Below are 26,282 nucleotides of genomic sequence, written 5' to 3' on the forward strand. Positions count from 1 at the left end.
TCATTTATTTTTTATCTGGTTAACTGTTTCATTCATGATGCCGATAGAACTTTGCAAATACTTTTCAATGATCTCCAGCTCTTCTTCGGTAAATGAAGCGATCAATTCTTCTGATCGGCTACGGTAACTCTTATATAGCGGAGCCAAAAGCTTCATAATTTTGTCGGTTTCAGGCACAACCAGCACTTTACGCCTGTCCTCTTTTGCGAACTGTCTTTTGACAAGTTTTCTTTTTTCAAACCGGTCAATCAGCCCTGTAACGGCACCGGTGGTGAGCCCGGTCACCTCGGCAAGCTCTCCGGCAGTCATGGCCCCTTTAGTAAGGAAAAAGCCCAGGTATTTCTGATCGGTACCTGAAAGGCCTGCCTTTCTGGCAATGTGCTCATGCATCTCGATGGAAGTATAGGCGTAATGCTGGCTTAGTTTTCTTATCCGGCTGACTGCTTCGCTACTCATAATATCTTAGTTGTTTTTATTATCTTAGTTACAAAGATAATATTTGCTGATGTTTTGTGCGAATAAATTTTCATTTGTACAATGAAAACCATCCGCCATATTACAAACCTAACTGGCCTGAAAAAAGCGCGGGAATATTTTGAAGCGCATCCTGAAGATCAGGACAACGGCAAGCCACATCCGGATGAGATCGGATTTTAGATAAGCTAAACAATATTGATTTCAGTGTGTTGATTTACACGTTTTACAAGGAACTATATTGTTGATGATTATTTAAAGACAGAAATTTAAAACTATGAAAAAGTATTGGAATGGCCTATGGGCGCTTTTTTTTGTCATGGGTTTGCAGGCATGTAACAATGCAGACCGAAACGTGCGGGATGAAAAGGACACTATCAACCGGGTTGAAACTCGTACAGCTGGTACAAATTTGGACGGTGATGGTAAAGTATTTGCATTGAGTGCTGCAACAGGTGGAATGATGGAAGTGGAGGCCGCAGGTGTAGCCATTAAAAAGAGCAGGAATAAATTGGTTAAAGATTTTGCTTCCCTGATGTTAAAGGACCATGGCGCGGCAAATCAGGAATTGAAAACAATTGCAGAAGCGAAGGGGCTTAATCTTCCGCAGACTTTGCCTGCTGAGATGGCTCATCATATTACTGAATTGAATGGTTTGGAGGACAGGGCATTTGATGTACAGTACATCCGCATGATGATTGGCGATCACCAAAGGACTGTGCAGTTATTTACAGAGGGCGCTAATCTGGCTGATCCGGAATTGAAAGCTTTTGCCACGAAAACACTTCCTGTTATCCGGCAGCATAATGAAAAGGCGGTAGAGATAGGTAAACACCTTAATGTCACTAATGCGAATAACGGGGATGATGTACTTGGTATCAGTCCTTCCAAAATCGAAAAAAAGTAATATAATCAATCCCAACTGGAAAGCTCTATTTTAATCTGGCATGGGATTGACAAGCTAAATTTGCATCACTGTTTCAAATAATGAAGCGCCACGCATCCTGATTTGAAATTGATGATCTTGTCCAGCTTTAGATTAAGATTTTCCTGAAGGCTTCCCGGATCCAGTAATCGCCGCCCTCTCCCCACGATCCCTGGATGAACAACCAGGTTAAATTCGTCGATAAGTTCTGCTTTTATCAATTCCGGAAGCATGCTGATGCTATCTACCGATATTTTTTTACCGGGCTGCTGTTTTAGCTTCAACAGCTCTTCTGCAGGGTTACTGTGGAGAATACGTGTTTTTTCATCGCCGCTTTTCAAGGTTCGTGAAACCACAACGCGATCAATGGCGCTAAACCTTTCCGCAAATCTGTTTTCAGCGGCTGTGCCAGATTGATCTTTCGCTACATCGCTCCAATACGGAAACATAAGCTGGTAGATGACGCGGCCGAAAAATAACAGGTCTACGTCGTCCATCGTTCCAGTGAAGTATTCCAATACATCCTCAGCCGGATTAAACATAGTGTGGTCACAGTAGCCATCTATGCTAATGTTCATACTAAATGATACAGTTCTCATTCTATTGTTTTTTAAGACTATAGGACAAAAATAAGCCAGGATGGGAAATATTTTGAGGGTATTCTGCGGCAAAAACAGGGGGCTATTAAGCCAAAGATGCCGTAAGCAAAGGTAGCGGAAGGGGAGTGAGTCTACTCTGCCTTCCGCTTCAGCTCACCCTATTAAAGTGATTTTACCAGCGAGATAACCGTATTTACCAATCCGCCAACCAGATTTGTTACCGGATTGATGAGAAAACCCAGTAAGTTGTTTAATGGACCACCGCCCTGGGTATTGGCCATTTCTGTTTGGCTCATTTCCTGAACGCCAAGCTGGTTAAGTTCAATTTTTTTCATTTTTTGGTTATTTATGATGATTCCCTACTCTGTGTAGGCTTTTCGGGTTCCGCCAGCTTTTTCAGCTACTTAAATTTACTATGCTGGAAGATTTTTCGGCTCATTCTTTTTGTTCAATTTGGACCGGGAGCAGTAGAGGGTGACTAACTGATATCAAGATCAAAGAAAAAAGTAGATCCAACGCCTTCCTTGCTGTTGATCTGGAGTTGGCTATTGTGGCGGGCAAGAATTTCTGAAGCCAGGTATAGCCCTATACCGAAGCCAGATGCAGCCTGTGCCTGGTCATTGTTAACGCGATAGAACCTTTCGAAAATGCGTTTCTGATCTGATTTTTTAATACCTACGCCCTGATCGGTAACCGAGATTCTGGCCTTGTTATTCAAAGATTCACATTTGATAAATATATAACCACCATTAGGAGAATATTTGATGGCATTGCTGAGCAGATTGCTCAGTACATGGCTTAGTTTTTCCTTGTCGCCGTACACCTTCAAATCGTCGCAGCCAAGGATATTTATGGTGTGTTTGGTGGTAAGAAATTGACCTTCTTCAGCTACTTCATGGATCATTGATGAAAGCTCAAATTGTTTTTTAATGATCTGGAGTTTGCCTTCTTCCAGCCTGGTGACGTTGAGAAAATCCTGGACCATTGCTGTCATCTTTTTAATCTTCACATCAGCTCTTGACAACAAGTTAATATAAAAGCTATCCTGATCTTTTTGGGCCTTTTGGAGAACCATTTGCAAGTAGGCGGTTACCGCAGTGATGGGAGTTTTGATTTCATGGCTCACCATGGCAATAAAAGAGTTTTTCCGCTGTTCTTCTTGTTTCTTCTCTGTGATGTCGCGTATGATCTTAGAAAATCCAATGAGGTGTCCGGCGGGGTTTTTAAGCTGGCTAAGCGTTATGGCCACATCGATAGTCCTATTATCCTTAGTGAGCAGCCTGGTTTCCAGATGGTGTATATCTTCGCCCGCGGCAACTCTGCTGAGCAATCCGGATAACTCCTGCTGTTTGTCAGCAGGGATCATGTGGTGGGCCGGCGTACCTAATACTTCATGCTGGCTGAAGCCGAAGATTTCTTCGGCGGCGGCATTCCAGCTGGTGATGAGCCCTTCCAGATTGATGCTGATGATTGCATCATTGCTGGATTCTATGATGGCGAGTAGCTGTGCGTTTTTTTCTTCTGCTAATACTGCCTCGGTGATGTCCAGTACTGTTCCGATAAATCTGGTACTTCCTCCGGCAGATTTTAGGGTGATTTTTCCCTGTAAGTGCAGCCAGCGTTCTGCTTGGTCGCTGGGCCTTATAATTTTGAATTTTGTGCTATAGATTTCATTACTAACCGCCTTTACAGACGCATTTAACTCCTGATGGATACGTGTTCTTTCCTCTGGATGAAGTATTTTTAAAAAGCCGGCATAATCAATAGCCCGTCCATGCGAAAACCCCAGGATGCCGAGCGCCTCGGGTGAGAGGTATAAGTTGGATTCGGCAGGTGTGTATTCCCAGGTGCCCATATGTGTGGAACTGATCGCCATCTTCATCCGCGCCTCACTTTCTTCCAGTTCGAGCAGCAGACGCTCCTTACGGTTCATTTCCGTTACCAGTTCTGTTACATCTCTGGTAAAGCAGCGTGTATGGAGAAATTCTTCGTCTTTTCTCAATACGTTCGAACTGATCAATACATGCTTAATAGCGCCATCTTTACATTTGAGCCTGGCCGGGTAATTGTGTAGCGTCTCATTGTTGCTGAGCCTGGCCAGAATATCGTCTATGACATGCTGATCTGCATGAAAATCTGTTATATGGGCGCCTATGTATTCTTCTTTTCTAAAACCCAATGCGTCAAGTTCGGCCTGGTTGGCCCAGGTTATGTATCCGTTTTTATCTACCCGGTGTAGCGGAATGGCGGCATTTTCTATGAAATCTGTGAGCTCATCAACGCGTGATTGTAATGCCTGGATTTTTTCTTCACGCACGGCGGGATTTTCCTGTCTCTGCTTTAGTTCTTTCATCATCTGAGAGGGAATCAGTTTTTGAATGGAAGACGAAAGTTAGTTAATTTTTCTGATAGAGGTCATCATGTCTATGCAGTTGATATATTGATTGGTATATTTATTATAAACGTGGTACCTTTGTTTACTTCACTTTGGCACCATATTTTCCCGCCATGCCAGCTTACAATATCCTTAACTACAGAAAGGCCAAGCCCTGTGGTTGGCTCGCCGTTTAATCCATTTCGGCCTGCTGAAGTGAATTTATCGAATATCCGGGGAAGCTGATCTTCGGGGATTCCAATGCCAGTGTCTGTAAATGAAAAGCGCACCATTTCTGGTTCTTGTGTTATGGTAACTGTAACTGTATCTCCCGGGTGGGTAAATTTAAGTGCATTAGACATCAGGTTATTCATTACCTGCATGAATTTGGCTTCATCGAGCATAAGATAAATCTCGTCTTTATTGCTAAAGAAAGTGAAAGTGCGTTTGGTAGTGGTAGAACGACGGTATTCCTCTATATACTCTGCAATCTTTTTCACAATATTGATCCGTTTTTTATACAGGGTGATGTCCGTAGTTTCCATAAACTCGCGGCTCAGCAGGCTATTGATCATTTTTAGCGATTCTGTTAGTGTTTCGCTTACATGCTGCGCCCTTTGCTGCATCAGTTCGCTGGAGGCATCGTGCTTCATAAGTTGCAATACGGTTTGCGCTATGTTTATAGGGCCACGCAGATCATGCCCCAGCATATGGAGTATAGAGTTTTTTTTATGGGTATACTTGGCAATCATTTCTACCTGGGCTATTTCATCGGTAATGTCATTGATGTTGCCCAGCAATAATGTTTGAGCACCGCTGCGTGCCAACAGGGGAAGCATTCTGAACCAGCGGTAGTTTTCGGGGCCCCTTGCCCGGAACTGGATCTGACCATTGAAGTTACCTTCCTTTAATTGTTTCAGCTGCTCCAGCAACAGGGGAAGGTCATCTTCATGTACCCTTTGAATTAATGCGGCAGATGAAATATCTCCATCGCCTATCCCTAATAGTTGTTTGATTTCCTGGGAAATAAAAAGCAGGGTCTCCGCATTTATATCGTAGGCGAAATGCAGGTTGTTTATAAACTGGATATCGCTGAATTGGTAAGGGCCGTTTTTCATAAGCATTAACTCTGGTTCTTTGGAGTTGACTAAATAACGATTGAAATTAGGTTTTTGTTTAATAGTTTACCTAATGTTAAAATTTATAGACACCTAGGTGTAAATACTAATATATTTAGTATTTTATTTGGAATTACGGATTTCTTTAGCCTAGCTTTGCATCACCTAGTTTTATAATCATGTCAGCAGAAAAGCAGATCATACATATGGATCAGGATGCCTTTTTTGTGTCTGTAGAAGTCAAAAAAGATTCGTCACTGGTTGGAAAGCCTGTGATTATTGGAGGTAGCTCTGATAGAGGGGTGGTGGCCTCATGTAGTTATGAAGCCCGTAAATTCGGTGTGCATTCGGCAATGTCTTCGCGTATGGCCAAAATGCTTTGCCCGCATGCTATTTTCATCAGAGGGAATATGGATGAATATTCCAAGGCTTCCCATGAGATTACGGATATCCTTAAAGACCGTGTGCCCCTGATTGAAAAGGCCAGTATAGATGAGCACTACATTGACATGACAGGCATGGACCGTTTTCACAGTACAGAAAAATATGCCCATGAGCTACGGGCCCTGGTGATGAGAGAAACAGGACTGCCCATTTCGTTTGGCTTATCGGTAAATAAAACGGTATCTAAAATGGCCACCAACGAGTGTAAGCCTAATGGTGAACTGAACATTATTCAGCCGGAAGTGCAGAATTTTTTAAATCCCTTGTCTATCCGCAAAATTCCTGGCTTAGGAGAAAAAACCTTTGTTAAGCTGAGCGACATGGGGATCAAAAAAATATACACCCTGGCGCAGGTACATCCCGAACAAATGAATTTTTTGCTGGGAAAGTCTGGCCTGTCTTTGCTGCAGAAAGCCAGGGGGATAGACAACAGCCCGGTAATCCCTTATTCTGAACAGAAATCTATCGGTACCCAATGTACCTTTAATGCAGATTCCATTAATATAGAAATGATCAACAACCTGCTGGTAGCGCAGGTAATGGATGTTGCTTTTCAGCTCAGGGAAAAGAAAAAACTTACCGCCTGCGTTACCGTGACCATTCGATATGCCAATTTTGAAACGGAAACCAGGCAAATGGCAATTGGCTATACCTCACTGGATACGGTGCTTATAGCTGCTGCAAAAGACCTTTTTAAAAAGATGTACAATAGAAGAATGTTGCTCAGACTGGTTGGGGTGCGCCTGTCTAACCTGGTGAGCGGATTTGAGCAGATTGACTTGTATAGTGAATCGCAGGAGCAATACAGCCTGGTGCAGGCACTGGATAAAATACGCAGAAGGTTTGGGCAGGATGCGGTAACCAGGGCTGCAGTGATGGACATTAAATTATAGGCCATGTACCTCAATGTCCATTCTTATTACAGCCTGCGGTATGGCACACTCTCTATTAAAGAACTGGTTGAAGAAGCCAGGGCCCGCGGAATTACCCAGATGGCGCTTACAGACATCAACAATTCTACCGGGGTGATGGAGTTTATGCGGGAATGCCGGGCCAATGGCATCAAGCCTATCGGTGGAATGGAATTCCGCAGGGACAAAAAACTCTTGTACATTGGCATTGCCCGGAACAGGGAAGGCATGAAAGAGCTCAATGACTTTTTGAGTTACCATAACCTGGAACAGAAAGTGTTGCCCGATAAGCCCTGGCCCTTCCGGCATGCCTATGTTGTTTATCCTTTGGGTGGCAAAGCCGAGCTCGAAGCCAATGAGTACATAGGGGTGCGTTTTGATGAGCTGCACCAGTTTTACAACAGGGAATCCGGAAACGCGGATAAACTGCTGGTACTTCAGCCTGTATTTATGGCCAGCAGAATTGGCTACCGCTTACATGAATATTTGCGGGGCATAGACCTGAATACCCTCATTACCATGGTAGAACACGAAGACAAATGCAAGGAAACAGATCTGTTCTTAAAACCTGGCGAGCTGGAAGCGAAGTTTAGCAAGTACGCTTTTATACTAGACAATACCCGCAGGCTGATGGACAGCTGCGTAATGGATTATCCAGAAGGAAAAATTAAACTGAACAGAAAAACATTTACCGGAAATGCCCATGACGATAAAGCTTTACTGGAGAAGCTGGCGATGGAAGGCATGTTGTACCGTTATGGCCCCAAGAACAAAGAGGCGCAAAAGCGGGTTAAAAATGAACTCAAGGTAATTGTAGACCTGGATTTCTGTGCTTATTTCCTGATTACCAACGATATTATTCAATATTCTATGCGCAGGGGTTATTATCATGTAGGCAGAGGTTCGGGTGCGAACAGTATGGTGGCTTATTGCCTGCGCATTACCGATGTTGACCCCATAACGCTTGATCTTTATTTTGAGCGTTTTTTAAACGCTGAGCGTACTTCTCCGCCAGATTTTGACATTGATTACAGTTGGGATGAGCGGGAAGATGTGCAGGATTACATCTTTAAACGCTACGGCAGGGAGCATACCGCATTATTGGGTACCATGTCTACCTTTAAAGACCGCTCTGTGATCAGGGAAATTGGCAAGGTTATGGGCTTGCCCAAATCAGAAATTGACGGATTTACTGATCCCAGCCGTGCTGCTGCCAACAGGGACAATGATACCTTTAAAAAGATCACGGCCATCTATGAGCTCATGGGCAAAATGCCCAACCAAAGGAGTATTCATGCTGGCGGCGTGCTGATTTCCGAAGAGCCGATAACTTATTATACTGCCCTGGATTTACCGCCTAAGGGAATGCCAACTGTACAATGGGACATGTACGAGGCCGAAGATATTGGTTATGATAAATATGATATCCTTTCGCAACGGGGAATTGGCCACATTAAGGAAGCGGTTAAGCTGGTGGCCCGGAACCAGGGCAAAAATATCGATATACACCAGGTAAAGGATTTTATGAAAGACCCTAACCTGAATGCACGGTTAAAAACAGGCAATACCATAGGCTGTTTTTATATAGAATCTCCGGCCATGCGGCAGCTGCTGACCAAGCTGGTATGCGACAATTACCTGACCCTAGTTGCGGCAAGCTCCATTATACGCCCGGGTGTGGCCCAGTCAGGTATGATGAAAACCTATATTCAGAATTTTCATGCTCCCGACAAGGTAAGGTACCTGCATCCAGTAATGCAGGAGCAATTAAAAGAAACTTTTGGGGTGATGGTATACCAGGAAGATGTGATTAAGGTGTGTATTCATTATGGCGGTATGGATGGCACAGATGCTGATATTCTGCGCAGGGGCATGAGCGGAAAATACCGTTCCCGTGTAGAGTTTGACCGTTTGGTAGAAAAGTTTCATGAGGGTACCTTGATGCTGGGTAGGCCCGAAGACGTTACCCGGGAAGTATGGCGCCAGGTATCGAGCTTTGCAGGTTATAGTTTTTCTAAGGCACACTCGGCCAGCTTTGCGGTTGAAAGTTACCAGAGCCTGTACCTGAAAACCTATTACCCGATGGAATTCATGGTTGGCGTACTGAACAATTACGGAGGCTTTTACACGCGCTGGTTGTATGTGCATGAACTGCGCAGGGCAGGGGCCAAGGTGCATCTTCCCTGTGTGAACCAAAGCAGTGCTACGGTAGCTATCCAGGCTAGGGATGCTTACCTGGGCTTTGTGGGCATTCAGGGCCTGGAGGCAAAGTTTACGGAACTAATTCCTGAAGAGCGGAGATTAAACGGCAGGTATACAGACCTGGAAGATTTTGTGAGGCGTACGGAAATCCGTTTGGAACAGGTGGTGATTTTGATCCGCTGCGGTGCGCTCAGGTTTACCGGCAAAAGTAAGAAAACCTTGTTGTGGGATGTGCATGCCATGTTGGGCCAGAAAACAAGACCATCGTCCCATTCGGAATTGTTTCATACCCCGGTAAAGCATTATAAAATGCCGGAGCTACAGGATACCCGGCTTGAAGATGCCTACCATGAGCTGGAATTACTGGGTTTTCCGCTCACGCTTTCGATGTTTGATTTGCTCAAAACACCGTACAGGGGAGATATCCGTACTAAAGACCTGATGAAATATGTTGGACAAACAGTGAGAATGGTGGGGCGGTATGTATGTGAGAAAACCGTACGTACCAAAAACAATAAGAAAATGTGGTTCGGCACTTTTCTGGATGCGGACGGTGATTTTTTTGATACCACGCATTTCTCAAACAGCACCCCGGTGTATCCGTTTAGAGGTGCGGGATGTTATTTGATTATGGGTAAAGTAGTTGAGGATTTTGGCTTTCCGAGCGTTGAAGTGGTTAAATTTGCCAAGTTGGAGATTGTAGGGAACCCGATTATGGATTGATTTTCCAATTACAGCTTTCTAACCAGATCTTTCCGCCATGGTGGCAAGAGGCCTGCTATGCTTTCTCTTCAAGATAATTTATAATCAGTGTTTCGATTTGAAGTGGTAAATCATTGTTAGCCGTATTATCAAGTGTATGCTCGGCTTTAGGATCTTTGGAAATAAATACACCTTTTTCTGCATCGAATTTAAGATAGCCCATATCAAAAAAACGTTCTTCAATGGCATGCGAGGAATCCATAGACTGGAAGTGAAGTTCCTTTACAGCTGATGAGTTTTTGTTGATCATAAGCCATTTGAAGCGATCTTTTTTAGGCGCATAAATGGGCAGCTTTGTGAGTTTGATTTCTACAATGCAGAACAGTTCATTATCCAGAAAATAGAGGCATTCAAAATCGACCGGCATTTACATTTAGTTGTTTTAGCCTGCAAATTTATTCTTTTTGTTCAATTGAAATGCTGGATTTTGGTTTACTTCCGAAATTATTGTGACTCCAAAAAAGTCATTAAGCGATAACACGTGTTTTTACCTTGTCTGAATGTTAAAAGCGTTATTAATACCTGTTTTTAAAATGTATGAAACATTTAGCTTTCCTGATCGGTAATGTAGTGGAAAGCGTTATTTTTAGATTTGTGGCTGCAGAGTGTTGGATAACCCTCTGCAGCATTATTAGGATAGCTTTCTTAAAATTGAAAAGGAGCGAATGATGAAACCCAGGATCTTAAGCAGTTATTGGTTTTTTTAAGTTGTTCAAATATTGATACAAATGCCTGGCGAGGCAGATGATTGTTTGGGACACAACATCTTCCGGATTACCCTTGAAAACCATTCTTTCGTCGAGTATTTGCTGCTTTCCCTGAATTCCATGAAGAAACATAGTGCCTACCGGTTTACCTGCTGTTTCGCTTCCACCGGGTGCGGTGAGCCCGGTGCAGCCGATGTGGATGTTAGCCGGAATGAGTTTTTGGAGGCCTTTTGTGATTGATCGGGTGACCGTTTCGGATTCAGGTGTAAATTCTTTGAGCTGTTGCTTAGGTACATCCAGCAGGCTGCATTTTAAATCGGCATCATAACAGACGATACCGCCTTTCAGAAATTTTCCCGCATCAGGTATCATCGCGAACTCAGCGCAAATACGGCCTGCAGTTGCGCTTTCGGCAAAGGCGATAGTCAATTTATGCCGGATCAATAATTTACCACATAGTTGTATGTCTGTATTAGCTATATCTTTTTTCATTGGAACACAATAGAGTCGGTTTGTTGAGCTCAGAACAATTTTGGTTTTGGGATTGTTCTGCTTAAAAGCTTACCACTATGAAAAATGTATGGAATGCCTTTAAGGGAGGAGTTACAGAAGCGCTTGAATGGCCGGGCATTAAAAAAAGCGGGAATGATAATCCAACCATTCTCCGCTTTCATCTAAATTAACGCTCTCGGATATATTACGCCTTATTTCCTGAATTATTGTTTACGTTAGTAAAATCAAGTATTTATTCTTTATTGCGTTTTATACTTATAAATTTTTAATAACTTTTGACAATAAGGAGGTAAGGCTTTTCAGTTCTGTCCTGGTAAGCGTTTTTGATGCGTTCTGAACAACCGTTTCCCGGAAATTTTCGGAATTGTCAATGATAAAACGCCCCTTATCGGCCACGCTCAGATTGAAGATCCTGCGGTCTGCAGCCGATTGTTCCTGTTCAATGAAACCATTCTCGATAAGAAATTTAAGTTGCCGGGAGATGGCAGGGGCACTGATATTAAAAGCCCTTGCTATTTGTTTACCGGTGCATTGATCATGCCGGTATACATACTCTATTATATTGTAGTGCGTTGCCGTCACACCATTGATGTCACCTTTATTCATGTTTGCCAATATGAAGCATTGCAGATCTGTAAATACTTCATAAAAAAGCTTTTCTTCTTTGTCCATTCCATTATAATAGTTAACTTTGTTAACTATTATCAAAGTTAATTAAAATGACGGAGATTATCATTACAAATGCCAGGCAAAATAACCTGAAGAATGTTTCTGTTGCCATACCCAAAAACAAGATTGTAGTTTTTACAGGTGTTTCAGGCTCGGGGAAATCATCGCTCGTATTTGAAACGATTGGTGCAGAAGCGCAGCGTCAGTTTAACGAAACACAAAATAGCTTTATCAGGAACCGGCTCCAGCATATTGGAGTAGCGGATGTAGATAAGATCGAAAACCTGAACGTACCCATTATCATTAACCAAAAAAGGCTTGGCGGAAGCGCCAGGTCTACTGTAGGAACAGCTACAGACGTTTATGCATCTTTGAGGCTTCTGTTTTCCAGAATGGGAAAGCCGTTTGTAGGGTATTCCAATGTGTTTTCCTTCAACAATCCATTAGGCATGTGCCCCGAATGCGAGGGGCTTGGCTTTGTGCAGACAGTAAAAGTTAATGCCCTTATCGATAAGCAGAAGTCGCTCAATGAAGGTGCAATTCTGTTTCCGACTTTTCAGCCTGGTGGCTGGCGCTTAACGAGATACACGCTGTCGGGCTATTTCGATAATGATAAAAAGTTGGGCGATTATAGTGAAAAAGAAATGGACAGACTTTTAAATGCCCCAGAACATAGACCTAAAAAGCCCAGTCCGGAATGGGGGAAGACCGTGAAATACGAGGGTATAATCCCCCGGATCGAAAAGGCATTTCTAAAAAAGGAATCAAAGGAAAACATCACCCGAAAAGAGGCTTTAAAAAATATCATTGTAACCAAGCCCTGCCTGGCCTGCGGGGGTAAAAGACTAAACGGTAAGATCCTGTCCTGCAAAATCCGCAATAAAAATATTGCGGACTGCACCGCGCTTTCCATAGACGGGCTTTTGGAGTTTGTTGATTCGCTTGATTCGAATACCTATGAAATTATACTTGATGAACTTAAAAAGAAGCTAAGGAACATCATAGGTATTGGGCTACAGTACCTGACCCTGGACAGGGCTACAAACACACTTTCGGGTGGAGAAAGCCAAAGGATAAAAATGGTAAGGAATCTTGGGAACAACCTCACAGACCTGCTCTATGTATTTGACGAGCCAAGCATCGGACTGCACCCACAAGATCTGCAGAACATCGCTTCAATTATCAAACAGATAAGGGATAAGGGAAATTCGGTATTGATTGTTGAGCATGACCCCGATCTTATCAAAATAGCCGATTGGATTATTGATATGGGACCACAGTCGGGAAAAAGCGGCGGTAAGATTGTTTATGAGGGAACTTTTGAGGGTTTAAAAAAATCTAAAGGAAAAACAGGTTTATATTTTGCAAAGGCACCTAAGGCAAATACCCAGCCAAGGAAGGCACAAGATTATTTGGAAATTGAAAATGCCTATCTCCATAATCTTAAAAACGTCAGCATAAAAATCCCAAAAAATGTAATTACAGTAGTTACAGGAGTTGCGGGATCTGGCAAGAGTACGCTAATCAATAAGGTACTACCTGAGTTTTATCCGCAAATAACGGTTATTGACCAATCTCTTTTTGCTGCCAGTATACGATCCAACCTGCTTACCTACCTTCACCTTTCAGATAATTTAAGGGAACGGTTTTCTAAGGCAAACCATGTTTCTCCGAAGCTTTTCAGCAAAAATAGCGAAGGTGCCTGCAAAAATTGCAAAGGCATTGGAGTAGAAAAAATTGACCTGGCATTTATGGAAGATATAGAACAGCCCTGCGAAGTTTGCGGAGGATCTGGATTTAATCCAGAGGTCTTAAAATACAGTTATAATGGTAAAAACATCATTGAGGTAATGGACATGACCGTTGAAGAAGCCATTGATTTTTTTCCTGATGAGTTGTATCACCTGTCTTTTAACATCCTGTCTACGCTAGGGTTGGGCTACCTGACTTTGGGGCAGCGACTGGACAGCTTTTCCGGTGGGGAAAGGCAACGCCTGAAATTAACGAGGGAACTTACACAATCCGATAAAACGATTGTTCTTGATGAACCAAGTACCGGTCTACACCCAAGTGATACCCAGAAGCTGCTGGATTTTATGGATGCCATGACCGAAAAAGGAAATACATTGATAGTTATAGAACATAATCTTGATGTCATTGCCCATGCAGATTGGATTATTGATATTGGTCCGGGAGCCGGGCAATACGGAGGAAAGGTTCTATTCTCGGGAACAGTTACTGAGCTATTGAAAGATAAGGTTTCTTTAACGGCAAAACACCTGAGACTGCATCTGGGTAAGCCGCCAATTGGAGATTAAAAAGCCCTAATGATGTCAATTCCTTTTATCTGAAATATGGTTCAGAGATTAGTCCGTCGCATCATGCGGTAACAACAAAAGAAATAGAGGTAGAAACGGGTAATAATTCTGTTCAGGAAAATGCTTCTGAGTTTAAAAGTGGCACCCTTTAGCCGAAAATACTATGAAATGCGCTTCTGCAATCTTTGGCAATTTCAATTGGCAATCCTTCTTTTATATGAAAGTGGATTTTGCCTTCCTGTGCAAAGCACCTAAGATAGCTTGTTAAAGCGCCAGGCTGACTATCAGACTGGAAAAAAAGTTGATGGACTTTGGCTATCTCGGCAAGCTTTTCATTGAAAAGCGAGGCCTGAAATGGAGTGGCAGCAACGCCTTTTGGGAATACGAACATATGTTACGATTAATTATTTTGTGTTTTCTTTACCCTTACGGCATTAGGTCCCTTAGGGCCTTTTTCAAGGTCAAATGTTACCTTGTCATTATCTTTTATAGGTTCCAAAAGCGCATTTTTATGTACAAAAATTTTGTTGCCGAATTTGCTTTCTATAATGAACCCGAACCCCTTTTCAGCGCTGTAATTTGTTACAATACCTACATTCTCTTTTTTGGACTCATCAGCAGGAGCCGCTCCCAGTTGGATGTCTTCCAGTTTTATTTCGCTTCCGGTCGGTTTAACTGGCTTGTCGGTAAAGTTACCGTTTTCGTCAACGTAAGCGATCATGTCTTCAAATGAAGTAGCGGCACCCTGTTTACGGTTTTCCATTTTCTGGGCTTTTTCCTGTTTCTTTTTTGATTTTTTCTTATTTCTTTCTTTTTTGGCGAACGATTCACCCATAGAACTCCTTTTTTATTGTAAAGCCTTTTAAATGGCAAAAATCTGATTTTGGAATATGGTGCTTAACCACATCCTTAATATGTTATTCAAAATATGGGGGCTAGAGAAGCAAAGACTGAAGAGGAGAAACTATTCCAACTATATCAGGCAAAGACAGAACCTTGTTATTTTTGACAAAGATACATTTAAATAACCGCAATAACTAATTTATAGATTGATACTGCGGTTAGATGGAAGCTGCCGTAAAGGTTTTGGAAAAAAAGGGTGGGCGATTTGTACCCACCCCTAGGATTGAGGCCTTCGTGAATCCAGGAGAAAACTATCGTTTTTTGACCTGTTTGGCTTCTTCTGTCATTTTTGAAAAGGACCTTTCTCTTTTACGTTTTTCGTGTTCTGAAGCGGAAAAATGCCAGGATTCTTTGCGCAATTTGAGATAGCTATTGTACACTTCAGGTGCTAACTGGCCATTGTTTACAGCTGCAATAACTGCACAGCCTGGTTCATCTACATGCCGGCAATCGGCAAAACGGCAGGATGATGCAAAATCTGCGACATCAAACATAGCTGTCAATATACCTGGATCGTCTGTAGCTAAACCAAATTCTCTGACCCCAGGAGTATCGATCAGAACTCCGGAACCATTCATCAATACCATTTCTCTACGTGTTGAAGTATGCCTTCCTTTGCCACTAGCGCTACTTGTTTCGGAAGTGGCAAATACAGCCCGATCGCACAAAGAATTAATTAAAGAGCTTTTTCCTACACCCGAAGAGCCTACAAATACTATAGTCTGTCCTTGCACAATAGATTTACGTAGGGGAAGCAGGGTTTCCGGATAATGAATGCTGGTGAAGAACACGGGCATTTGAAAAGAGAGGTGCGCTAATGATTGATTTACATAGTGACCGCTAAATTCGAGATCCGATTTGGTTAGTACCACTATAGGCTGAATACTTTCTTCCAGCACCTGAACCATAAAACGTTCTATCCGGCGAACGTTGAAATTGGCATCAAGGCTTTGAACGATAAAAGCCTTATCTACATGAGCAGCTATAGCCTGTTTATCTGATGCCGTGCCGCTTTTTCTTCGGTATAAAGTATGAACGCGGGGTAAAATATCCACTATCAGCCCTTTATCTTGGTCAAAAGGCTGAAATATAATCCAATCTCCTGTACAGGGCAGTTCGAACGACGGCCTTCCGTAAAGTAGATTGCCGGTTAGTTCGCATAGCAGCAAACCACGTTCTGAGACAACCTCGTAATTGGTTTTGTTTACTGCAGAAACACGGCCATGAAAAAGATGTTTATGTAAAGAGTTTTGCTTGAGCCGGAACAGCTCGTTGCTCCAACCATATAATGATAAGTTATTCACTTTTTGTAATTTAAAATGATGAAATAAGATCGTTTAATTCTTTCTTATCCGAATGGCTTGTTACATATAGATTGCCCCTGGTAACATGGGGATACCAAACAGAAAGGCTTAGAAACAAGGCACCCGGAATCAGGCAATCATTTCAGCCGATAAATTGCAATATGTGAATAGTTGTTGCATAAGCAACAAAGATAAGAAATATTATGGAAATAGCTTTAAAGCCCGTTAGATCCTTGGCCGGTTCCTGAAAAGCTAGGTTGTTACCTGCGGCCAAATATACACTTTAATTCATAAACACCTATATTAGCGCAGCTCAATGCTATCAAATCACCGCTATGAAAAATGAGTATTTAGAAAGCGTCATCAAGCAGTTTTTGTATTACAAAATGCTGGGCGAAAAAACATTTGATCAGGTCACGGAAGCACAATTATTTTTACAGCACAATCCGGATAGCAATAGTATTGCAATGATTGTAAAACACCTGTCGGGCAATATGCTTAGCCGCTGGACGGATTTTTTAACAACCGATGGCGAAAAGTCCTGGCGCAACCGGGACGGTGAATTTGAGAATGACCTGGAGTCTAAGGCGGAGATGCTCCGTTTATGGGAAAAGGGTTGGAAGGAAATGCTGGATACACTCGGCTCACTATCTTCAGGCGACCTGGGCCAGATCGTTTATATCCGCAACCAGGGCCATACTGTAATGGAAGCAATCAATCGGCAACTTGCTCATTATCCATATCATGTTGGGCAGATTGTGTATATCGGAAAAATGCTGGCTTCGACCTGGCAATCTTTATCCATTCCCAAGGGCAATTCAGCGGAGTTCAATGCGGGTAAATTTTCGCAGGAAAAGCATCGCGGACATTTTACAGATGAATTCTTAGATCCAGAGGTTTAAGGCTTACAAACAAGTTATTTTATGAACACCTATCGCTTTCATTTTAATAATGGCCAAAAAATCTCAGCTATTTTGTTTTGGTTTTTTGCCACGTTGCTGACTATTTCACTAACAAGCATTTCAATCGTTTTACTGGCACATCCGCACCCGCTTTTTCCGACCTGGCTATTGCTTATCTATTTACCATTAATGTTAATGGCCATTTACAGGCTGTTTAAAGTGACCTCCGAAAAGCGGCCGACAGAAATTGTTTCACTAAATAACGATGGTTTCATCAGTTCCTGTTTCGGTTCTGTTTTATTTTCAGAGATACAGGCCATTCGGGTTCCTGCAAGGGAAATAGGGTTGTTGGGTGGACTACGGCACGACTATTACAAAAAAACAGATGCTGACATTCCTTACCTGGAATTTTCGATCACCACGCAGAATGGAAAAATGTTAAAGTGGATATTGAATGAATGGGGTGGGCTTTATAATTCAAAAGAAGACTTTTTAATTTTCTTTAATTTTATCACAGCGCTAACCAATCAGCTGCATCAACTTTATCACGTTAACGAGCAAGATAACAGCTATTTAAAAATTCTTGATGAAAAAGGTCCCTGGGAAAGGCTACCTGAATAATTTTATTCCATTAGGGCTTTTATTTATCAATCTTGCGAAACATTTTTATCACGCTATTGGTTAAAGCCTATCTCAGATTCATTGTTGGTCGGATCAATTACAGTTCATAAAAAACTAACACATAAGAAACATGGAAACAAATAAGGAATACAACAAGCCCGGAGCGGCACATGTACCGCCTCAGTACACCGGATCAGAAATGGATGCAGTAGAAAAAATAGAACTGGCTTCCGAAGCAGAAGCAATCCATTTTTTTCAAACGGTGAAGGAACGTTTGCTGGATGTGAACCACTGGAAGGAAATTGCAGGCGGAGCTTCGTCTGACTTTTTTCTTACGGATGGGGAAGGGCACCCGGTGCAGCGAAAAGCAACAGGTGGCGATCACATCAGGATTGATATACCAGGACCTGGCCCCCAAACAGGTGGCGGATACGATTGGGTAACGATTGAAGAAATTAAAGCACAGGTAACCGATGATACGGAGGTATTGAGCATGACCGCCCGGCCATCTGCAAATCCTTTGGCCGACAGCCAGGATACAGCACATTTTCTAACTGATGAAGCAACATCCACTTTCCAGGTGAAGCGTATTGGCCATACGATCTATGCGGAAGAACACGGCCGCAATGAAGTAACTAATACAGATACGGAAAATACGCTGGATAACATCCGCAACACTTTTGTAGGCTGGGGCGCTAAGGCTGGCTTCTCCTATCCGCAATGGAAAGCATTGGTTAAAGGACTATTGAACCATAAAAACCCTTACTCTGCGTAATTTACAAGGGAATCAGGGTTTTGTTTTATTTGGCAACAAAATTAATTATTGGTTTATTGGAAGTGTTTTGGTGAAATTTGGCCAGCTGGTAAGTAAATATGATAGATGAAAATGTTGGGGACTATCCTTATACTGTACAGCTATGTGCCGGGTTTAATTTATATACTTTTGTAGCCGAAATGGAAACACAGCTGGTAGAGGATTTAGCTGAAATAAACCTTGATCTGATGTTTGCTTTACTACTGGGCGGTAAAGCAAACATGAAAAAATATTTATAATTAATCAATTCGATATTCGAAGTGATGCACCGGAATTAATGCTCCGGTGCTCCATTTGGATCCATCCATACAAATTCCCAATGGTGTCCATCAAGATCTTCAAAGCTATGCTGGTACATAAAGCCATAATTGCTGGCTGGATTAGGTATGGTTGCACCCGCTGCCTGTGCTTTATTAACCATTTCATCAACCGCATCTTTACTGTCGGCAGATAAACAAACTGTGCACTCTATTGATTTGTGCGCATCTATAATTTCTTTTTTAGTAAAGGTTTGGAAGAAAGGTACAGTGAGCAGCATTACATAAATGGTATCGCTAATGACCATGCAAGCTGCTTTCTCATCGCTGAATTGTGGGTTAAAGGTATAACCAAGTTTGTTAAAGAAAGCTTTAGATTTTTCGAGGTTTTTAACCGACAGGTTTACAAAAATTTGAGTGGCCATAATTTTATATTTTAATTTACTCAAAGGTAAAGTATGTTCATGTACCAGAAAATGTGTAAAAACGACAAGTTAAGGGGGGACTTGCGGCATTATTTGTTTATACACTGAATTGTTTCACGGTTTAGCCATGTCTGATTTAACAATGCTGGAAACTTTTTCCACTAAGAAAGGGAATAAAGCAGTTGAAACATTATCTCTTTAACATTGTTCTGAATACAATTAAATGAGATCATTATGGAAACTCCAAATCGTACCAGCGGTCGGCCTTTAAAAACAAGGGATGATAAGCGTGAGCACAATATAGATGCAACCAAAAGTATTTCCCAGATGCGGGAAGAGGTTGAGCATAAAAAAAACGATAAGCTGAGGGATCAAGCTGGCGAACAGGAAAATGGGCCTGATGATGATGCCATGAACTATAAAAGCGACCGGGACCACGGCGCTTACAACCCGGAAAATATTTAAGTCCAATATCTGGTATCGGTTATTGCTGTTATGCAAACAACATTATTTATTGACTGGTCTGCTTTTTTCATTGGGGAAGAGGACTGGGAATTTCTTATCGAGATTGCGCTTCGTACATTGATTATGTACGTTATCATCCTTTTGGGGCTGCGCCTGCTGGGAAAAAGAGGAGTGAAGCAGCTGTCTATTTTTGAGCTGGTAGTAATTATCTCCCTTGGTTCTGCAGCAGGCGATCCGATGTTTTACAAAGAGGTAGGACTGATGGTTCCGGTGGTAATATTTGCGATTATTGTGGGTGCCTACAGGTTTACCACCTATCTTACTGCAAAAAGTACAAAGATAGATGATCTGGTAGAGGGAAAATGTACGTATCTGATCAAAAACGGGGAGTTTTCCATTGACAATTTTTCAAAAGAAGGCCTCGCCCATGACGAGTTTTTTTCTGAATTGAGACAGCACAGCATTTCGCACCTTGGACAGGTAGATACTGCAATCCTGGAAACTTCGGGATCTTTGAGTGTGTACTTTTACGCTGATAAAGACGTGAAATATGGCCTGCCCATTATGCCTGTGCTTTTTGAAGCAGGTAGCTGTGAGATCCCCGCCAGCGGAAAATATGCCTGCTGTTTTTGCGGAAATATAGCAGATCTTAAACTAAAAAAGCAACATGCCTGCGAAAAATGCAAGCGCGATAAATGGGTAAAAGCAATCAATACGCTAAGAATTAAATGACGCAGCCTCAGAATATTATGCCTTTTACAAAAGCTGCAGGAATCGCCGGTTTTATTACCGTACATTTTATTACTAGCTTTAGACGATAATCCAGAAATGAAAATTGGCATTCTGCATGAACAGTAACTATGAGAAATATTTGAGTGGTGGAGGGGAAATGGGCGAACTTACCCGGAACTTTAACTGGGCTGCCACCTCTTTAGGGCCACCTGATAAATGGTCTTTAACCCTGCTTACTACAGTTAGTATTGTGCTTAACTCCAAATTTCCTATGTTCATCTGGTGGGGACCGCAACTTATTCAGTTTTACAACGATGCTTACCGGCCCAGTTTGGGAAGAGAGGGAAAGCATCCGGCTGCTCTTGGTCAGCAGGGTGCAGATTGCTGGCGGGAAATCTGGCCTGTTATTAAACCGCTTATTGATCAGGTACTGGCAGGAGGGGAGAGCACCTGGAGCGAAGACCAGCTGATCCCGATCTATCGCAACAACCGGCTGGAAGAAGTCTACTGGACTTTTAGCTATAGTAAATTGCCAGATGAAAATGGTGAGATCGCTGGTGTTCTGGTTACCTGTACGGAAACCACCAATAAGGTAATCACGCTAAACGAAACCAAAAAAGCAAAAGCAGAATTGGAATTCGCCATCAATGCTGCAGACCTGGGTACCTGGGACCTTGACCCGCTCACCAATAAGTTTATGGGTAATACACGGCTGAAAACCTGGTTTGGTCTACCTCCAGAAGCAGAGATTGAGTTGCATCGTGCAACAGACGTTATTCACGAAAGCGACAAGAAGAGGGTGTTAAGCGCAATTGAAACAGCTATGACCTATGAATCTGGAGGGCATTATGATATTGAATACACTATTGTAGGCGGGCTTGACGGTATCCCACGTCTGGTCAGAGCGGTTGGGAAAGCGATATTCAATGCGCAAAAAGAAGCAATCCGCTTTAGCGGAACTTTACAGGATATCACCACCGAACGCAATGCCCTAAACAAGCTTATTCTTGCTCATCAGCGACTAGAACTGTCATTAGACCAGTCACTATTGGCAAAAAAAGCAGCGCAACTTGGCACTTTCGATCTGGATTTGCTGAACGGAACAATGGAATGGGATGAGCGTTGCCGAATCTTATTTGGGATCAGTCACAAACAGGAAGTTTATTATGAAAAGGACTTTGTGGGCGGGCTGCATCCTGAGGACCGGGAAAGAATTCTGAAAACAATTGAAGGCGTTCTTGATAAAACCAAAACCAATGGAAATTATGATGTCGAATACCGGACAATTGGCGCAGATGACGGTGTAATCAGGTGGGTCAGGGCAAAAGGTAAAGCCTATTTTAATGCTGAAGATAAACCTGTTCGCTTCATTGGCTCGGTGCTGGACATTACTGAGCAGAAAACGGATGAGATCCGTAAAAACGATTTCATTGGTATGGTTAGCCATGAGCTGAAGACTCCGCTGACTTCTTTAAAGGGCTATATACAGTTCCTTGGCCAACATGCTGGAAAAAACGGTGATAAGTTAAGCTCAGATATTCTTGGCAGAGCTGATTCACAAATCACTAAAATGGCAACCCTGATCAACGGTTTTCTGGACGTATCCAGGCTGGAGGCAGGAAAAATCAATCTGGAAAGACGGCCGGTTGATCTGAGCATACTTATAGCAAATGTGATTGAAGACCTTACTGCGACTTCCAGCACGCATCCAATCACAATGATCTCGTGTAAGCCTGTCCTTGTAAATGTGGACGCAGATAAGATCGCTTCGGTTATCAATAACTTGTTAAGTAATGCGGTTAAATATTCCCCAACTGGCAGCAACATTGAGGTCCGTTGCGAAATGAAAGGGAATACTGTCAAAGTAATTGTAACCGATGAAGGACCAGGCATCAGACCTTCAGATACCGAAAGACTTTTTGAGCGGTTTTACAGGGTGGAGGATTCCGGTTCCAAAGTTATTCCCGGATTTGGGATAGGACTTTATCTCTGTGCTGAAATCATTGAACGGCACGGTGGAACGATTGGCGTAACCAGCGAACCAGGGAAAGGTGCTGATTTTCATTTTATACTCCCTTTAACGAGCGCAACCTATTGAAATCTATAGCCGGGCCGGGTGCCCCGATATGGTAGTTGTGGAAAACCCATCAAAGGTTGATAAATATCCTAAACTTCTGCGTTTCAATTCAGTTAACTATATAATTGTATAGTTATAATTCTAAAATGCTGAGGTATGAAAAAGTGTATTTATGTTGTAGAAGACAACGCTGCAGTCAGAGATGTTATTGAATTTATGCTTACAGAGGATGATTACGATGTGGTAATTTCTTCAACAGTTCATGATTTTTGGGAGCATATGCGGCTTCGCATCCCTGATATGATTGTGTTGGACATTAAATTGCCGGACGGGAACGGCCTTGAAATTTGCAGGGAACTTAAAAGCAATATTAAAACCTATACCATTCCTGTAATGGTAATGTCAGCCAACAACTACCTGAGCAAAGTCAAGTCGCATTGTGCTGCAGATGAGTTTATCAATAAGCCTTTTGACTTAAACGATTTTGCCCACCGCATCGAATATCACGTTGCCAGTTGATTTAAGATAAGGTTAAAGCTTATTTCAGCACGGGCCTTGGGTCAAATATGACCTTGATGGTCATGATTTTTCCGTTGCTTACGCCGTACCATCCTGCTGTTAATATGCTTGTGCCACCCATGTCTATGCTGTAGAGCATGGCTACATCATTTTCATCGGCAACGGCTTTTTGTACCTCATATTTGAACTTCATTTTCTTCATGTCTTCGATGTAAACACCGGCACCTTTTCTAGATCCCAATACACCTTCAAAACTCATGTCATCATCCAGGTACTTTTTAGCAGTAGCAAAATCTTCCCGATTTAATGCATGAATAAACGTGAGTACTATATCCTTGCTTTTCATCTGTACTACTTTTTTAATTCTGACTCGGTATGCATGGCGCAAACCCAACTATCTTGCTGTTTAACCCAGGTTGATGTGCAGACACATTTTTCGGTAGATCCCTGGCCCTTAGCGGAATATGCGAGTTCAACAAGATAGGCTACAACAGCAATGTCTTCCCCGATAATTTCACTTTCGGTTTCGGAAATACTCAGTACCTTCAGCTGATTCCCTTCAGCCGAATCAAACATTTTTTTAAAAGAAGGTTCATCCACACTTCTTACCCCGTTTTTGCCTGCCACAATGCAAGGGAAGCGGGTAAGGCTTCTTACAGTATCAAAATCATGGTTTTCCATCGCTTTCCAATACTTTTTTTCCAGATCAAGAATTTGGTTTTTCATAGGTATAGGATTTGTTTTCTGTAATCTTAATTTTTGAACAGTGTAATAACAAACCAGCTCACATATGGTTTGTTATTATACTATTCAATTTTCCATGCCTGACTGATTACCGCGCTTATCGGGGCGATCATGGGAGCTGCTCCAAATTTTTCCGATAATTCCGTTTCCACCTTAATGATGATTTCATCTATCCAAGCGGGATTATGTTTTTTTATTTCCTGAAAAACAGCTCCACTATACACAAGACCAATTGCAGCTGCCCTGGCAGTAACGCAAAAGGAACTCTTTTGTACCTTTTCTACTGCTATTTTTGAAAACCCCGCTTGTTCTAATAATGGCCTGATGATGGCCTCATCATTCATGGAAGTTGCCAGATTGTACGAGTCGGGTAGTGCACCTTCAATATATTGCTCTGCCACCAGGCGGGAAATATAGGATGGCCCATTGTTTTCTAATTTATCCCAGGTGCTAAACAAAATCATACCTCCTGGTTTCAATACACGATAAGCCTCGTTAAACGCTTTTTGCCTGTCAGGTACAAACATGTAACCAAAACAACATACGACCAGGTCGATGCTATTGTTGTCAAAAGGAAGCTCCTGCGCATCTATAATTCGCCATTCAATTTCGAGTTCGCCTGGTTTTTCTTTGGCAACGGCAAGCATATCCCCGTTGATATCTGAAGCGATCAGTCTGGCAGAAGCTGGAATTCGTTTGCGCAGGTGTTGTGTAACACGGCCTGTTCCGGCAGCAATTTCGAGCGCAAGGGAAACTGAGGAAGGCTGAACACGTTTTGCTACTTCAATGGCATAAGGCTCAAAAAACATAGGGCCCAGAAATTCATCGTAATGAATGGCACTTTCTTTTTCCATAGGTGATTGTGTAATATTCAAAAATACTGAAAATAACGGTATCATTGCATTTTGATAAAAGCCACTATGGAACCGCTAAAAGAGATGTTTAACCTTGAATTCTACCAGCATTATGCGACTGTATTTTCTGATGTGGACAGAAATTTTAATGCTCCTGCATTCTTAAAAGATGTTACCGCTAATCTGGACGAACTTGAACTAAATGGACGGCTCAGAAATACAGCTGTGGTTCTACAAAAGCATTTGCCTAAAAGCTTTGAAGCGGCTGTTGATATCCTGTACAAAGCAGCACCGGCCTTAAAAAGAGGATATACCGCATTGGTATTGCCTGATTTTGTGGGGCTTTATGGTAAAGAACATTTTCAGCGTTCTATGGAAGCACTCAAAGATTTCACCTCGCTGGGCTCTTCAGAGTTCGCGATCCGGGAATTTCTAAGGGTGGATCTGGACAGGACCCTTAAAGTAATGCAACAGTGGGCTGAAGATAAAGATGAACATGTGAGACGACTTGCTTCGGAAGGCAGCAGACCACGATTGCCATGGTCGTTTAAACTGGAGCAGCTGATTAAAGATCCGGCACTTACTGCCAGTATCCTTGAGCGATTGAAAGCTGACGAGTCAGCTTACGTAAGAAAGTCGGTGGCAAATCATCTAAATGACATTTCTAAGGATAACACCAGTTATATGTTGCAGCTGGTAAAAAGCTGGGACAGCGGTAATCTCCATACCAGCTGGATCATTAAACATGCAAGCCGGACACTCATCAAAAAGGGTAACCAGGAATCACTATCGCTGTTTGCCTTTGAGAAAGATGTAAAATTACAGATTGATAATTTTAAACTGAGCTCCAATCAACTTCACCTGGGACAAGATTTGCAGTTCGGGTTCGAACTGAAGAGTATAAAAGATCAGCCGCAAAAGCTGGTTATAGATTATGCCGTTCATTACATAAAAGCTTCAGGAGAACAATCGAAAAAGGTTTTTAAGCTAAAGGAACTTACACTACAGCCGCATCAGGTGCTGCAGATTACCAAAAAGCAATTGTTTAAAGACCTGACCACCCGTAAACATTACTCTGGAACGCATATCCTTGAAATTATAGTAAATGGCCAGGTATTCGGGGCTAAGGAATTCGAGCTTCATTGCTAATACAGGTCAGTTGCCGCGCTTAAAAAGGCCTGAAAGCTGGCCGGCTTGTTAAGGGAGAAAAAGACCAGGGAATTGAGGAAAGTATAACAATAAGGCCAATGGTAAACCACAATGCCATGATGCGGTACTTTTGCCGGGCATCCTGTGTTTTACTGACTTTTTCAGACGCGATGCTGATTATAAAAACTGCAATCGTCATCATGGTAATGTGCTCCATTCCGAAAAACCTGATTTCCCTCAGGTGTACCCCCGTTTTAAAGTTATTCAGAAAATACCTGACAATTGGACTAATGAAATATAGAATAACACCAATGCAAAATTGAACCTGTAAAATTTTTACAGCAATAAGCATAAGGGTGTTGTCGAATGCAGAGAAATCCTGTTTCCTGAACTTGCCCCTGTATGCCCTGAAGATGGCAAAAAGAAGTGAAACAACTACCAGCCAACGGACCAAAGAATGTAAAGGAAGCAATATCTGGTACATAATTACGCGAATATAA

The 26,282-nt window shown here is 42.3% G+C and carries 29 protein-coding genes; 13 read left to right on the plus strand and 16 right to left on the minus strand.

What is annotated here, in order from left to right; genetic code table 11:
• Window positions 1-456: a MarR family winged helix-turn-helix transcriptional regulator gene (locus B9A91_RS16460; protein WP_084240100.1), complete on the minus strand. Its 456-nt coding sequence runs from the start codon at window positions 454-456 to the stop codon at window positions 1-3.
• 295 nt (window positions 457-751) lie between these two features.
• Here B9A91_RS16460 and B9A91_RS16465 point away from each other — a divergent pair, with 295 nt between their 5' ends.
• Window positions 752-1,381: a DUF4142 domain-containing protein gene (locus B9A91_RS16465; protein ID WP_084240101.1), complete on the plus strand. Its 630-nt coding sequence runs from the start codon at window positions 752-754 to the stop codon at window positions 1,379-1,381.
• Window positions 1,382-1,446: 65 nt separating this feature from the next.
• Here B9A91_RS16465 and B9A91_RS16470 read toward each other — a convergent pair whose 3' ends face one another.
• From B9A91_RS16470 to B9A91_RS16480, 4 genes are all read right to left on the minus strand, one after another.
• Entirely contained in the window at window positions 1,447-1,998 is a 552-nt protein-coding gene (locus B9A91_RS16470) for a dihydrofolate reductase family protein (RefSeq protein WP_084240102.1), read from the minus strand.
• Window positions 1,999-2,159: 161 nt separating this feature from the next.
• On the minus strand, window positions 2,160-2,333 hold the full coding sequence (locus B9A91_RS24270; RefSeq protein ID WP_200815680.1) for a hypothetical protein: 174 nt from the start codon (window positions 2,331-2,333) through the stop codon (window positions 2,160-2,162).
• 143 nt (window positions 2,334-2,476) lie between these two features.
• Complete coding sequence (locus B9A91_RS16475) at window positions 2,477-4,354, minus strand: PAS domain S-box protein (RefSeq protein WP_084240103.1); 1,878 nt, start codon at window positions 4,352-4,354, stop codon at window positions 2,477-2,479.
• A gap of 68 nt (window positions 4,355-4,422) precedes the next feature.
• Window positions 4,423-5,496 (minus strand): sensor histidine kinase, encoded by a 1,074-nt coding sequence (locus B9A91_RS16480; RefSeq protein WP_084240104.1) that lies wholly within the window; start codon window positions 5,494-5,496, stop codon window positions 4,423-4,425.
• 173 nt (window positions 5,497-5,669) lie between these two features.
• Between B9A91_RS16480 and dinB the strand changes: the two genes are divergently transcribed.
• Both dinB and B9A91_RS16490 read left to right on the plus strand, forming a co-directional pair.
• Window positions 5,670-6,827 carry a DNA polymerase IV gene (gene dinB / locus B9A91_RS16485; RefSeq protein WP_084240105.1) on the plus strand — a complete coding sequence of 386 codons (1,158 nt, stop codon included), beginning with the start codon at window positions 5,670-5,672 and terminating at the stop codon, window positions 6,825-6,827.
• A 3-nt stretch (window positions 6,828-6,830) separates the two neighbouring features.
• A complete protein-coding gene (locus tag B9A91_RS16490) occupies window positions 6,831-9,770 on the plus strand; it encodes a DNA polymerase III subunit alpha (protein WP_084240106.1) in 2,940 nt (979 codons plus the stop codon).
• Window positions 9,771-9,825: 55 nt separating this feature from the next.
• On the opposite strand, the gene B9A91_RS16495 is transcribed toward B9A91_RS16490, so the two are convergent.
• The 3 genes from B9A91_RS16495 to B9A91_RS16505 form a co-directional block, all read right to left on the minus strand.
• Entirely contained in the window at window positions 9,826-10,176 is a 351-nt protein-coding gene (locus B9A91_RS16495) for a hypothetical protein (RefSeq protein WP_084240107.1), read from the minus strand.
• A gap of 316 nt (window positions 10,177-10,492) precedes the next feature.
• Window positions 10,493-11,008 (minus strand): CinA family protein, encoded by a 516-nt coding sequence (locus B9A91_RS16500; RefSeq protein WP_084240108.1) that lies wholly within the window; start codon window positions 11,006-11,008, stop codon window positions 10,493-10,495.
• Between the two features lie 276 nt (window positions 11,009-11,284).
• Window positions 11,285-11,701 carry a MarR family winged helix-turn-helix transcriptional regulator gene (locus B9A91_RS16505; protein WP_084240109.1) on the minus strand — a complete coding sequence of 139 codons (417 nt, stop codon included), beginning with the start codon at window positions 11,699-11,701 and terminating at the stop codon, window positions 11,285-11,287.
• Between the two features lie 47 nt (window positions 11,702-11,748).
• Here B9A91_RS16505 and B9A91_RS16510 point away from each other — a divergent pair, with 47 nt between their 5' ends.
• Entirely contained in the window at window positions 11,749-14,016 is a 2,268-nt protein-coding gene (locus B9A91_RS16510; RefSeq protein ID WP_084240110.1) for an ATP-binding cassette domain-containing protein, read from the plus strand.
• A gap of 148 nt (window positions 14,017-14,164) precedes the next feature.
• Here the strand turns inward: B9A91_RS16510 and B9A91_RS16515 are convergent, their stop codons facing one another.
• The 3 genes from B9A91_RS16515 to rsgA all read right to left on the minus strand — a co-directional run bounded on the left by B9A91_RS16515 (window position 14,165) and on the right by rsgA (window position 16,223).
• On the minus strand, window positions 14,165-14,407 hold the full coding sequence (locus B9A91_RS16515) for a hypothetical protein (RefSeq protein ID WP_084240111.1): 243 nt from the start codon (window positions 14,405-14,407) through the stop codon (window positions 14,165-14,167).
• Between the two features lie 9 nt (window positions 14,408-14,416).
• Entirely contained in the window at window positions 14,417-14,851 is a 435-nt protein-coding gene (locus B9A91_RS16520) for a cold-shock protein (protein ID WP_084240112.1), read from the minus strand.
• Window positions 14,852-15,170: 319 nt separating this feature from the next.
• Window positions 15,171-16,223 (minus strand): ribosome small subunit-dependent GTPase A, encoded by a 1,053-nt coding sequence (gene rsgA, locus B9A91_RS16525; RefSeq protein WP_084240113.1) that lies wholly within the window; start codon window positions 16,221-16,223, stop codon window positions 15,171-15,173.
• 335 nt (window positions 16,224-16,558) lie between these two features.
• Here rsgA and B9A91_RS16530 point away from each other — a divergent pair, with 335 nt between their 5' ends.
• From B9A91_RS16530 to B9A91_RS16545, 4 genes are all read left to right on the plus strand, one after another.
• A complete protein-coding gene (locus B9A91_RS16530; RefSeq protein ID WP_084240114.1) occupies window positions 16,559-17,125 on the plus strand; it encodes a DUF1572 family protein in 567 nt (188 codons plus the stop codon).
• Window positions 17,126-17,320: 195 nt separating this feature from the next.
• Entirely contained in the window at window positions 17,321-17,746 is a 426-nt protein-coding gene (locus tag B9A91_RS16535; protein WP_144008971.1) for a hypothetical protein, read from the plus strand.
• Window positions 17,747-17,876: 130 nt separating this feature from the next.
• Entirely contained in the window at window positions 17,877-18,521 is a 645-nt protein-coding gene (locus B9A91_RS16540; RefSeq protein WP_084240116.1) for a hypothetical protein, read from the plus strand.
• A 98-nt stretch (window positions 18,522-18,619) separates the two neighbouring features.
• Window positions 18,620-18,799, plus strand: a complete 180-nt coding sequence (locus B9A91_RS16545; RefSeq protein WP_084240117.1) for a hypothetical protein — start codon at window positions 18,620-18,622, stop codon at window positions 18,797-18,799.
• A gap of 35 nt (window positions 18,800-18,834) precedes the next feature.
• On the opposite strand, the gene B9A91_RS16550 is transcribed toward B9A91_RS16545, so the two are convergent.
• Window positions 18,835-19,242, minus strand: a complete 408-nt coding sequence (locus tag B9A91_RS16550; protein WP_084240118.1) for a VOC family protein — start codon at window positions 19,240-19,242, stop codon at window positions 18,835-18,837.
• Window positions 19,243-19,476: 234 nt separating this feature from the next.
• Here B9A91_RS16550 and B9A91_RS16555 point away from each other — a divergent pair, with 234 nt between their 5' ends.
• The 4 genes from B9A91_RS16555 to B9A91_RS16570 all read left to right on the plus strand — a co-directional run bounded on the left by B9A91_RS16555 (window position 19,477) and on the right by B9A91_RS16570 (window position 23,035).
• Window positions 19,477-19,707, plus strand: coding sequence for a hypothetical protein (locus tag B9A91_RS16555; protein ID WP_084240119.1), 231 nt, complete (start codon window positions 19,477-19,479; stop codon window positions 19,705-19,707).
• 30 nt (window positions 19,708-19,737) lie between these two features.
• Window positions 19,738-20,439 (plus strand): DUF421 domain-containing protein, encoded by a 702-nt coding sequence (locus B9A91_RS16560; protein ID WP_084240120.1) that lies wholly within the window; start codon window positions 19,738-19,740, stop codon window positions 20,437-20,439.
• Window positions 20,440-20,554: 115 nt separating this feature from the next.
• The gene (locus B9A91_RS16565; RefSeq protein WP_084240121.1) at window positions 20,555-22,537 is read left to right on the plus strand and encodes an ATP-binding protein; all 1,983 of its coding nucleotides are present in this window, start codon (window positions 20,555-20,557) and stop codon (window positions 22,535-22,537) included.
• A gap of 135 nt (window positions 22,538-22,672) precedes the next feature.
• Entirely contained in the window at window positions 22,673-23,035 is a 363-nt protein-coding gene (locus tag B9A91_RS16570; protein ID WP_084240122.1) for a response regulator, read from the plus strand.
• Between the two features lie 19 nt (window positions 23,036-23,054).
• Here B9A91_RS16570 and B9A91_RS16575 read toward each other — a convergent pair whose 3' ends face one another.
• The 3 genes from B9A91_RS16575 to B9A91_RS16585 all read right to left on the minus strand — a co-directional run bounded on the left by B9A91_RS16575 (window position 23,055) and on the right by B9A91_RS16585 (window position 24,633).
• Window positions 23,055-23,381 (minus strand): nuclear transport factor 2 family protein, encoded by a 327-nt coding sequence (locus B9A91_RS16575; RefSeq protein WP_084240123.1) that lies wholly within the window; start codon window positions 23,379-23,381, stop codon window positions 23,055-23,057.
• Window positions 23,382-23,386: 5 nt separating this feature from the next.
• Window positions 23,387-23,761 (minus strand): nuclear transport factor 2 family protein, encoded by a 375-nt coding sequence (locus tag B9A91_RS16580; protein WP_084240124.1) that lies wholly within the window; start codon window positions 23,759-23,761, stop codon window positions 23,387-23,389.
• A gap of 80 nt (window positions 23,762-23,841) precedes the next feature.
• Window positions 23,842-24,633, minus strand: a complete 792-nt coding sequence (locus B9A91_RS16585) for a class I SAM-dependent methyltransferase (RefSeq protein WP_159451730.1) — start codon at window positions 24,631-24,633, stop codon at window positions 23,842-23,844.
• Window positions 24,634-24,699: 66 nt separating this feature from the next.
• Here B9A91_RS16585 and B9A91_RS16590 point away from each other — a divergent pair, with 66 nt between their 5' ends.
• The gene (locus B9A91_RS16590) at window positions 24,700-25,782 is read left to right on the plus strand and encodes a DNA alkylation repair protein (RefSeq protein ID WP_084240126.1); all 1,083 of its coding nucleotides are present in this window, start codon (window positions 24,700-24,702) and stop codon (window positions 25,780-25,782) included.
• Between the two features lie 19 nt (window positions 25,783-25,801).
• Here B9A91_RS16590 and B9A91_RS16595 read toward each other — a convergent pair whose 3' ends face one another.
• Window positions 25,802-26,266, minus strand: coding sequence for a hypothetical protein (locus B9A91_RS16595; RefSeq protein WP_084240127.1), 465 nt, complete (start codon window positions 26,264-26,266; stop codon window positions 25,802-25,804).
• Window positions 26,267-26,282 lie beyond the last annotated feature (16 nt).

The sequence above is a fragment of the Pedobacter africanus genome (genome assembly GCF_900176535.1).
GTDB lineage: Bacteria > Bacteroidota > Bacteroidia > Sphingobacteriales > Sphingobacteriaceae > Pedobacter > Pedobacter africanus.

Bases quoted from the DNA above. Each gene is read 5' to 3' on its own strand.
- B9A91_RS16460 (WP_084240100.1), bottom strand. From the start codon at position 456: ATGAGTAGCGAAGCAGTCAGCCGGATAAGAAAACTAAGCCAGCATTAC.
- B9A91_RS16465 (WP_084240101.1), top strand. From the start codon at position 752: ATGAAAAAGTATTGGAATGGCCTATGGGCGCTTTTTTTTGTCATGGGT.
- B9A91_RS16470 (WP_084240102.1), bottom strand. From the start codon at position 1,998: ATGAGAACTGTATCATTTAGTATGAACATTAGCATAGATGGCTACTGT.
- B9A91_RS24270 (WP_200815680.1), bottom strand. From the start codon at position 2,333: ATGAAAAAAATTGAACTTAACCAGCTTGGCGTTCAGGAAATGAGCCAA.
- B9A91_RS16475 (WP_084240103.1), bottom strand. From the start codon at position 4,354: ATGATGAAAGAACTAAAGCAGAGACAGGAAAATCCCGCCGTGCGTGAA.
- B9A91_RS16480 (WP_084240104.1), bottom strand. From the start codon at position 5,496: ATGCTTATGAAAAACGGCCCTTACCAATTCAGCGATATCCAGTTTATA.
- dinB (WP_084240105.1), top strand. From the start codon at position 5,670: ATGTCAGCAGAAAAGCAGATCATACATATGGATCAGGATGCCTTTTTT.
- B9A91_RS16490 (WP_084240106.1), top strand. From the start codon at position 6,831: ATGTACCTCAATGTCCATTCTTATTACAGCCTGCGGTATGGCACACTC.
- B9A91_RS16495 (WP_084240107.1), bottom strand. From the start codon at position 10,176: ATGCCGGTCGATTTTGAATGCCTCTATTTTCTGGATAATGAACTGTTC.
- B9A91_RS16500 (WP_084240108.1), bottom strand. From the start codon at position 11,008: ATGAAAAAAGATATAGCTAATACAGACATACAACTATGTGGTAAATTA.
- B9A91_RS16505 (WP_084240109.1), bottom strand. From the start codon at position 11,701: ATGGACAAAGAAGAAAAGCTTTTTTATGAAGTATTTACAGATCTGCAA.
- B9A91_RS16510 (WP_084240110.1), top strand. From the start codon at position 11,749: ATGACGGAGATTATCATTACAAATGCCAGGCAAAATAACCTGAAGAAT.
- B9A91_RS16515 (WP_084240111.1), bottom strand. From the start codon at position 14,407: ATGTTCGTATTCCCAAAAGGCGTTGCTGCCACTCCATTTCAGGCCTCG.
- B9A91_RS16520 (WP_084240112.1), bottom strand. From the start codon at position 14,851: ATGGGTGAATCGTTCGCCAAAAAAGAAAGAAATAAGAAAAAATCAAAA.
- B9A91_RS16530 (WP_084240114.1), top strand. From the start codon at position 16,559: ATGAAAAATGAGTATTTAGAAAGCGTCATCAAGCAGTTTTTGTATTAC.
- B9A91_RS16535 (WP_144008971.1), top strand. From the start codon at position 17,321: ATGGCCATTTACAGGCTGTTTAAAGTGACCTCCGAAAAGCGGCCGACA.
- B9A91_RS16540 (WP_084240116.1), top strand. From the start codon at position 17,877: ATGGAAACAAATAAGGAATACAACAAGCCCGGAGCGGCACATGTACCG.
- B9A91_RS16545 (WP_084240117.1), top strand. From the start codon at position 18,620: ATGATAGATGAAAATGTTGGGGACTATCCTTATACTGTACAGCTATGT.
- B9A91_RS16550 (WP_084240118.1), bottom strand. From the start codon at position 19,242: ATGGCCACTCAAATTTTTGTAAACCTGTCGGTTAAAAACCTCGAAAAA.
- B9A91_RS16555 (WP_084240119.1), top strand. From the start codon at position 19,477: ATGGAAACTCCAAATCGTACCAGCGGTCGGCCTTTAAAAACAAGGGAT.
- B9A91_RS16560 (WP_084240120.1), top strand. From the start codon at position 19,738: ATGCAAACAACATTATTTATTGACTGGTCTGCTTTTTTCATTGGGGAA.
- B9A91_RS16565 (WP_084240121.1), top strand. From the start codon at position 20,555: ATGAACAGTAACTATGAGAAATATTTGAGTGGTGGAGGGGAAATGGGC.
- B9A91_RS16570 (WP_084240122.1), top strand. From the start codon at position 22,673: ATGAAAAAGTGTATTTATGTTGTAGAAGACAACGCTGCAGTCAGAGAT.
- B9A91_RS16575 (WP_084240123.1), bottom strand. From the start codon at position 23,381: ATGAAAAGCAAGGATATAGTACTCACGTTTATTCATGCATTAAATCGG.
- B9A91_RS16580 (WP_084240124.1), bottom strand. From the start codon at position 23,761: ATGAAAAACCAAATTCTTGATCTGGAAAAAAAGTATTGGAAAGCGATG.
- B9A91_RS16585 (WP_159451730.1), bottom strand. From the start codon at position 24,633: ATGGAAAAAGAAAGTGCCATTCATTACGATGAATTTCTGGGCCCTATG.
- B9A91_RS16590 (WP_084240126.1), top strand. From the start codon at position 24,700: ATGGAACCGCTAAAAGAGATGTTTAACCTTGAATTCTACCAGCATTAT.
- B9A91_RS16595 (WP_084240127.1), bottom strand. From the start codon at position 26,266: ATGTACCAGATATTGCTTCCTTTACATTCTTTGGTCCGTTGGCTGGTA.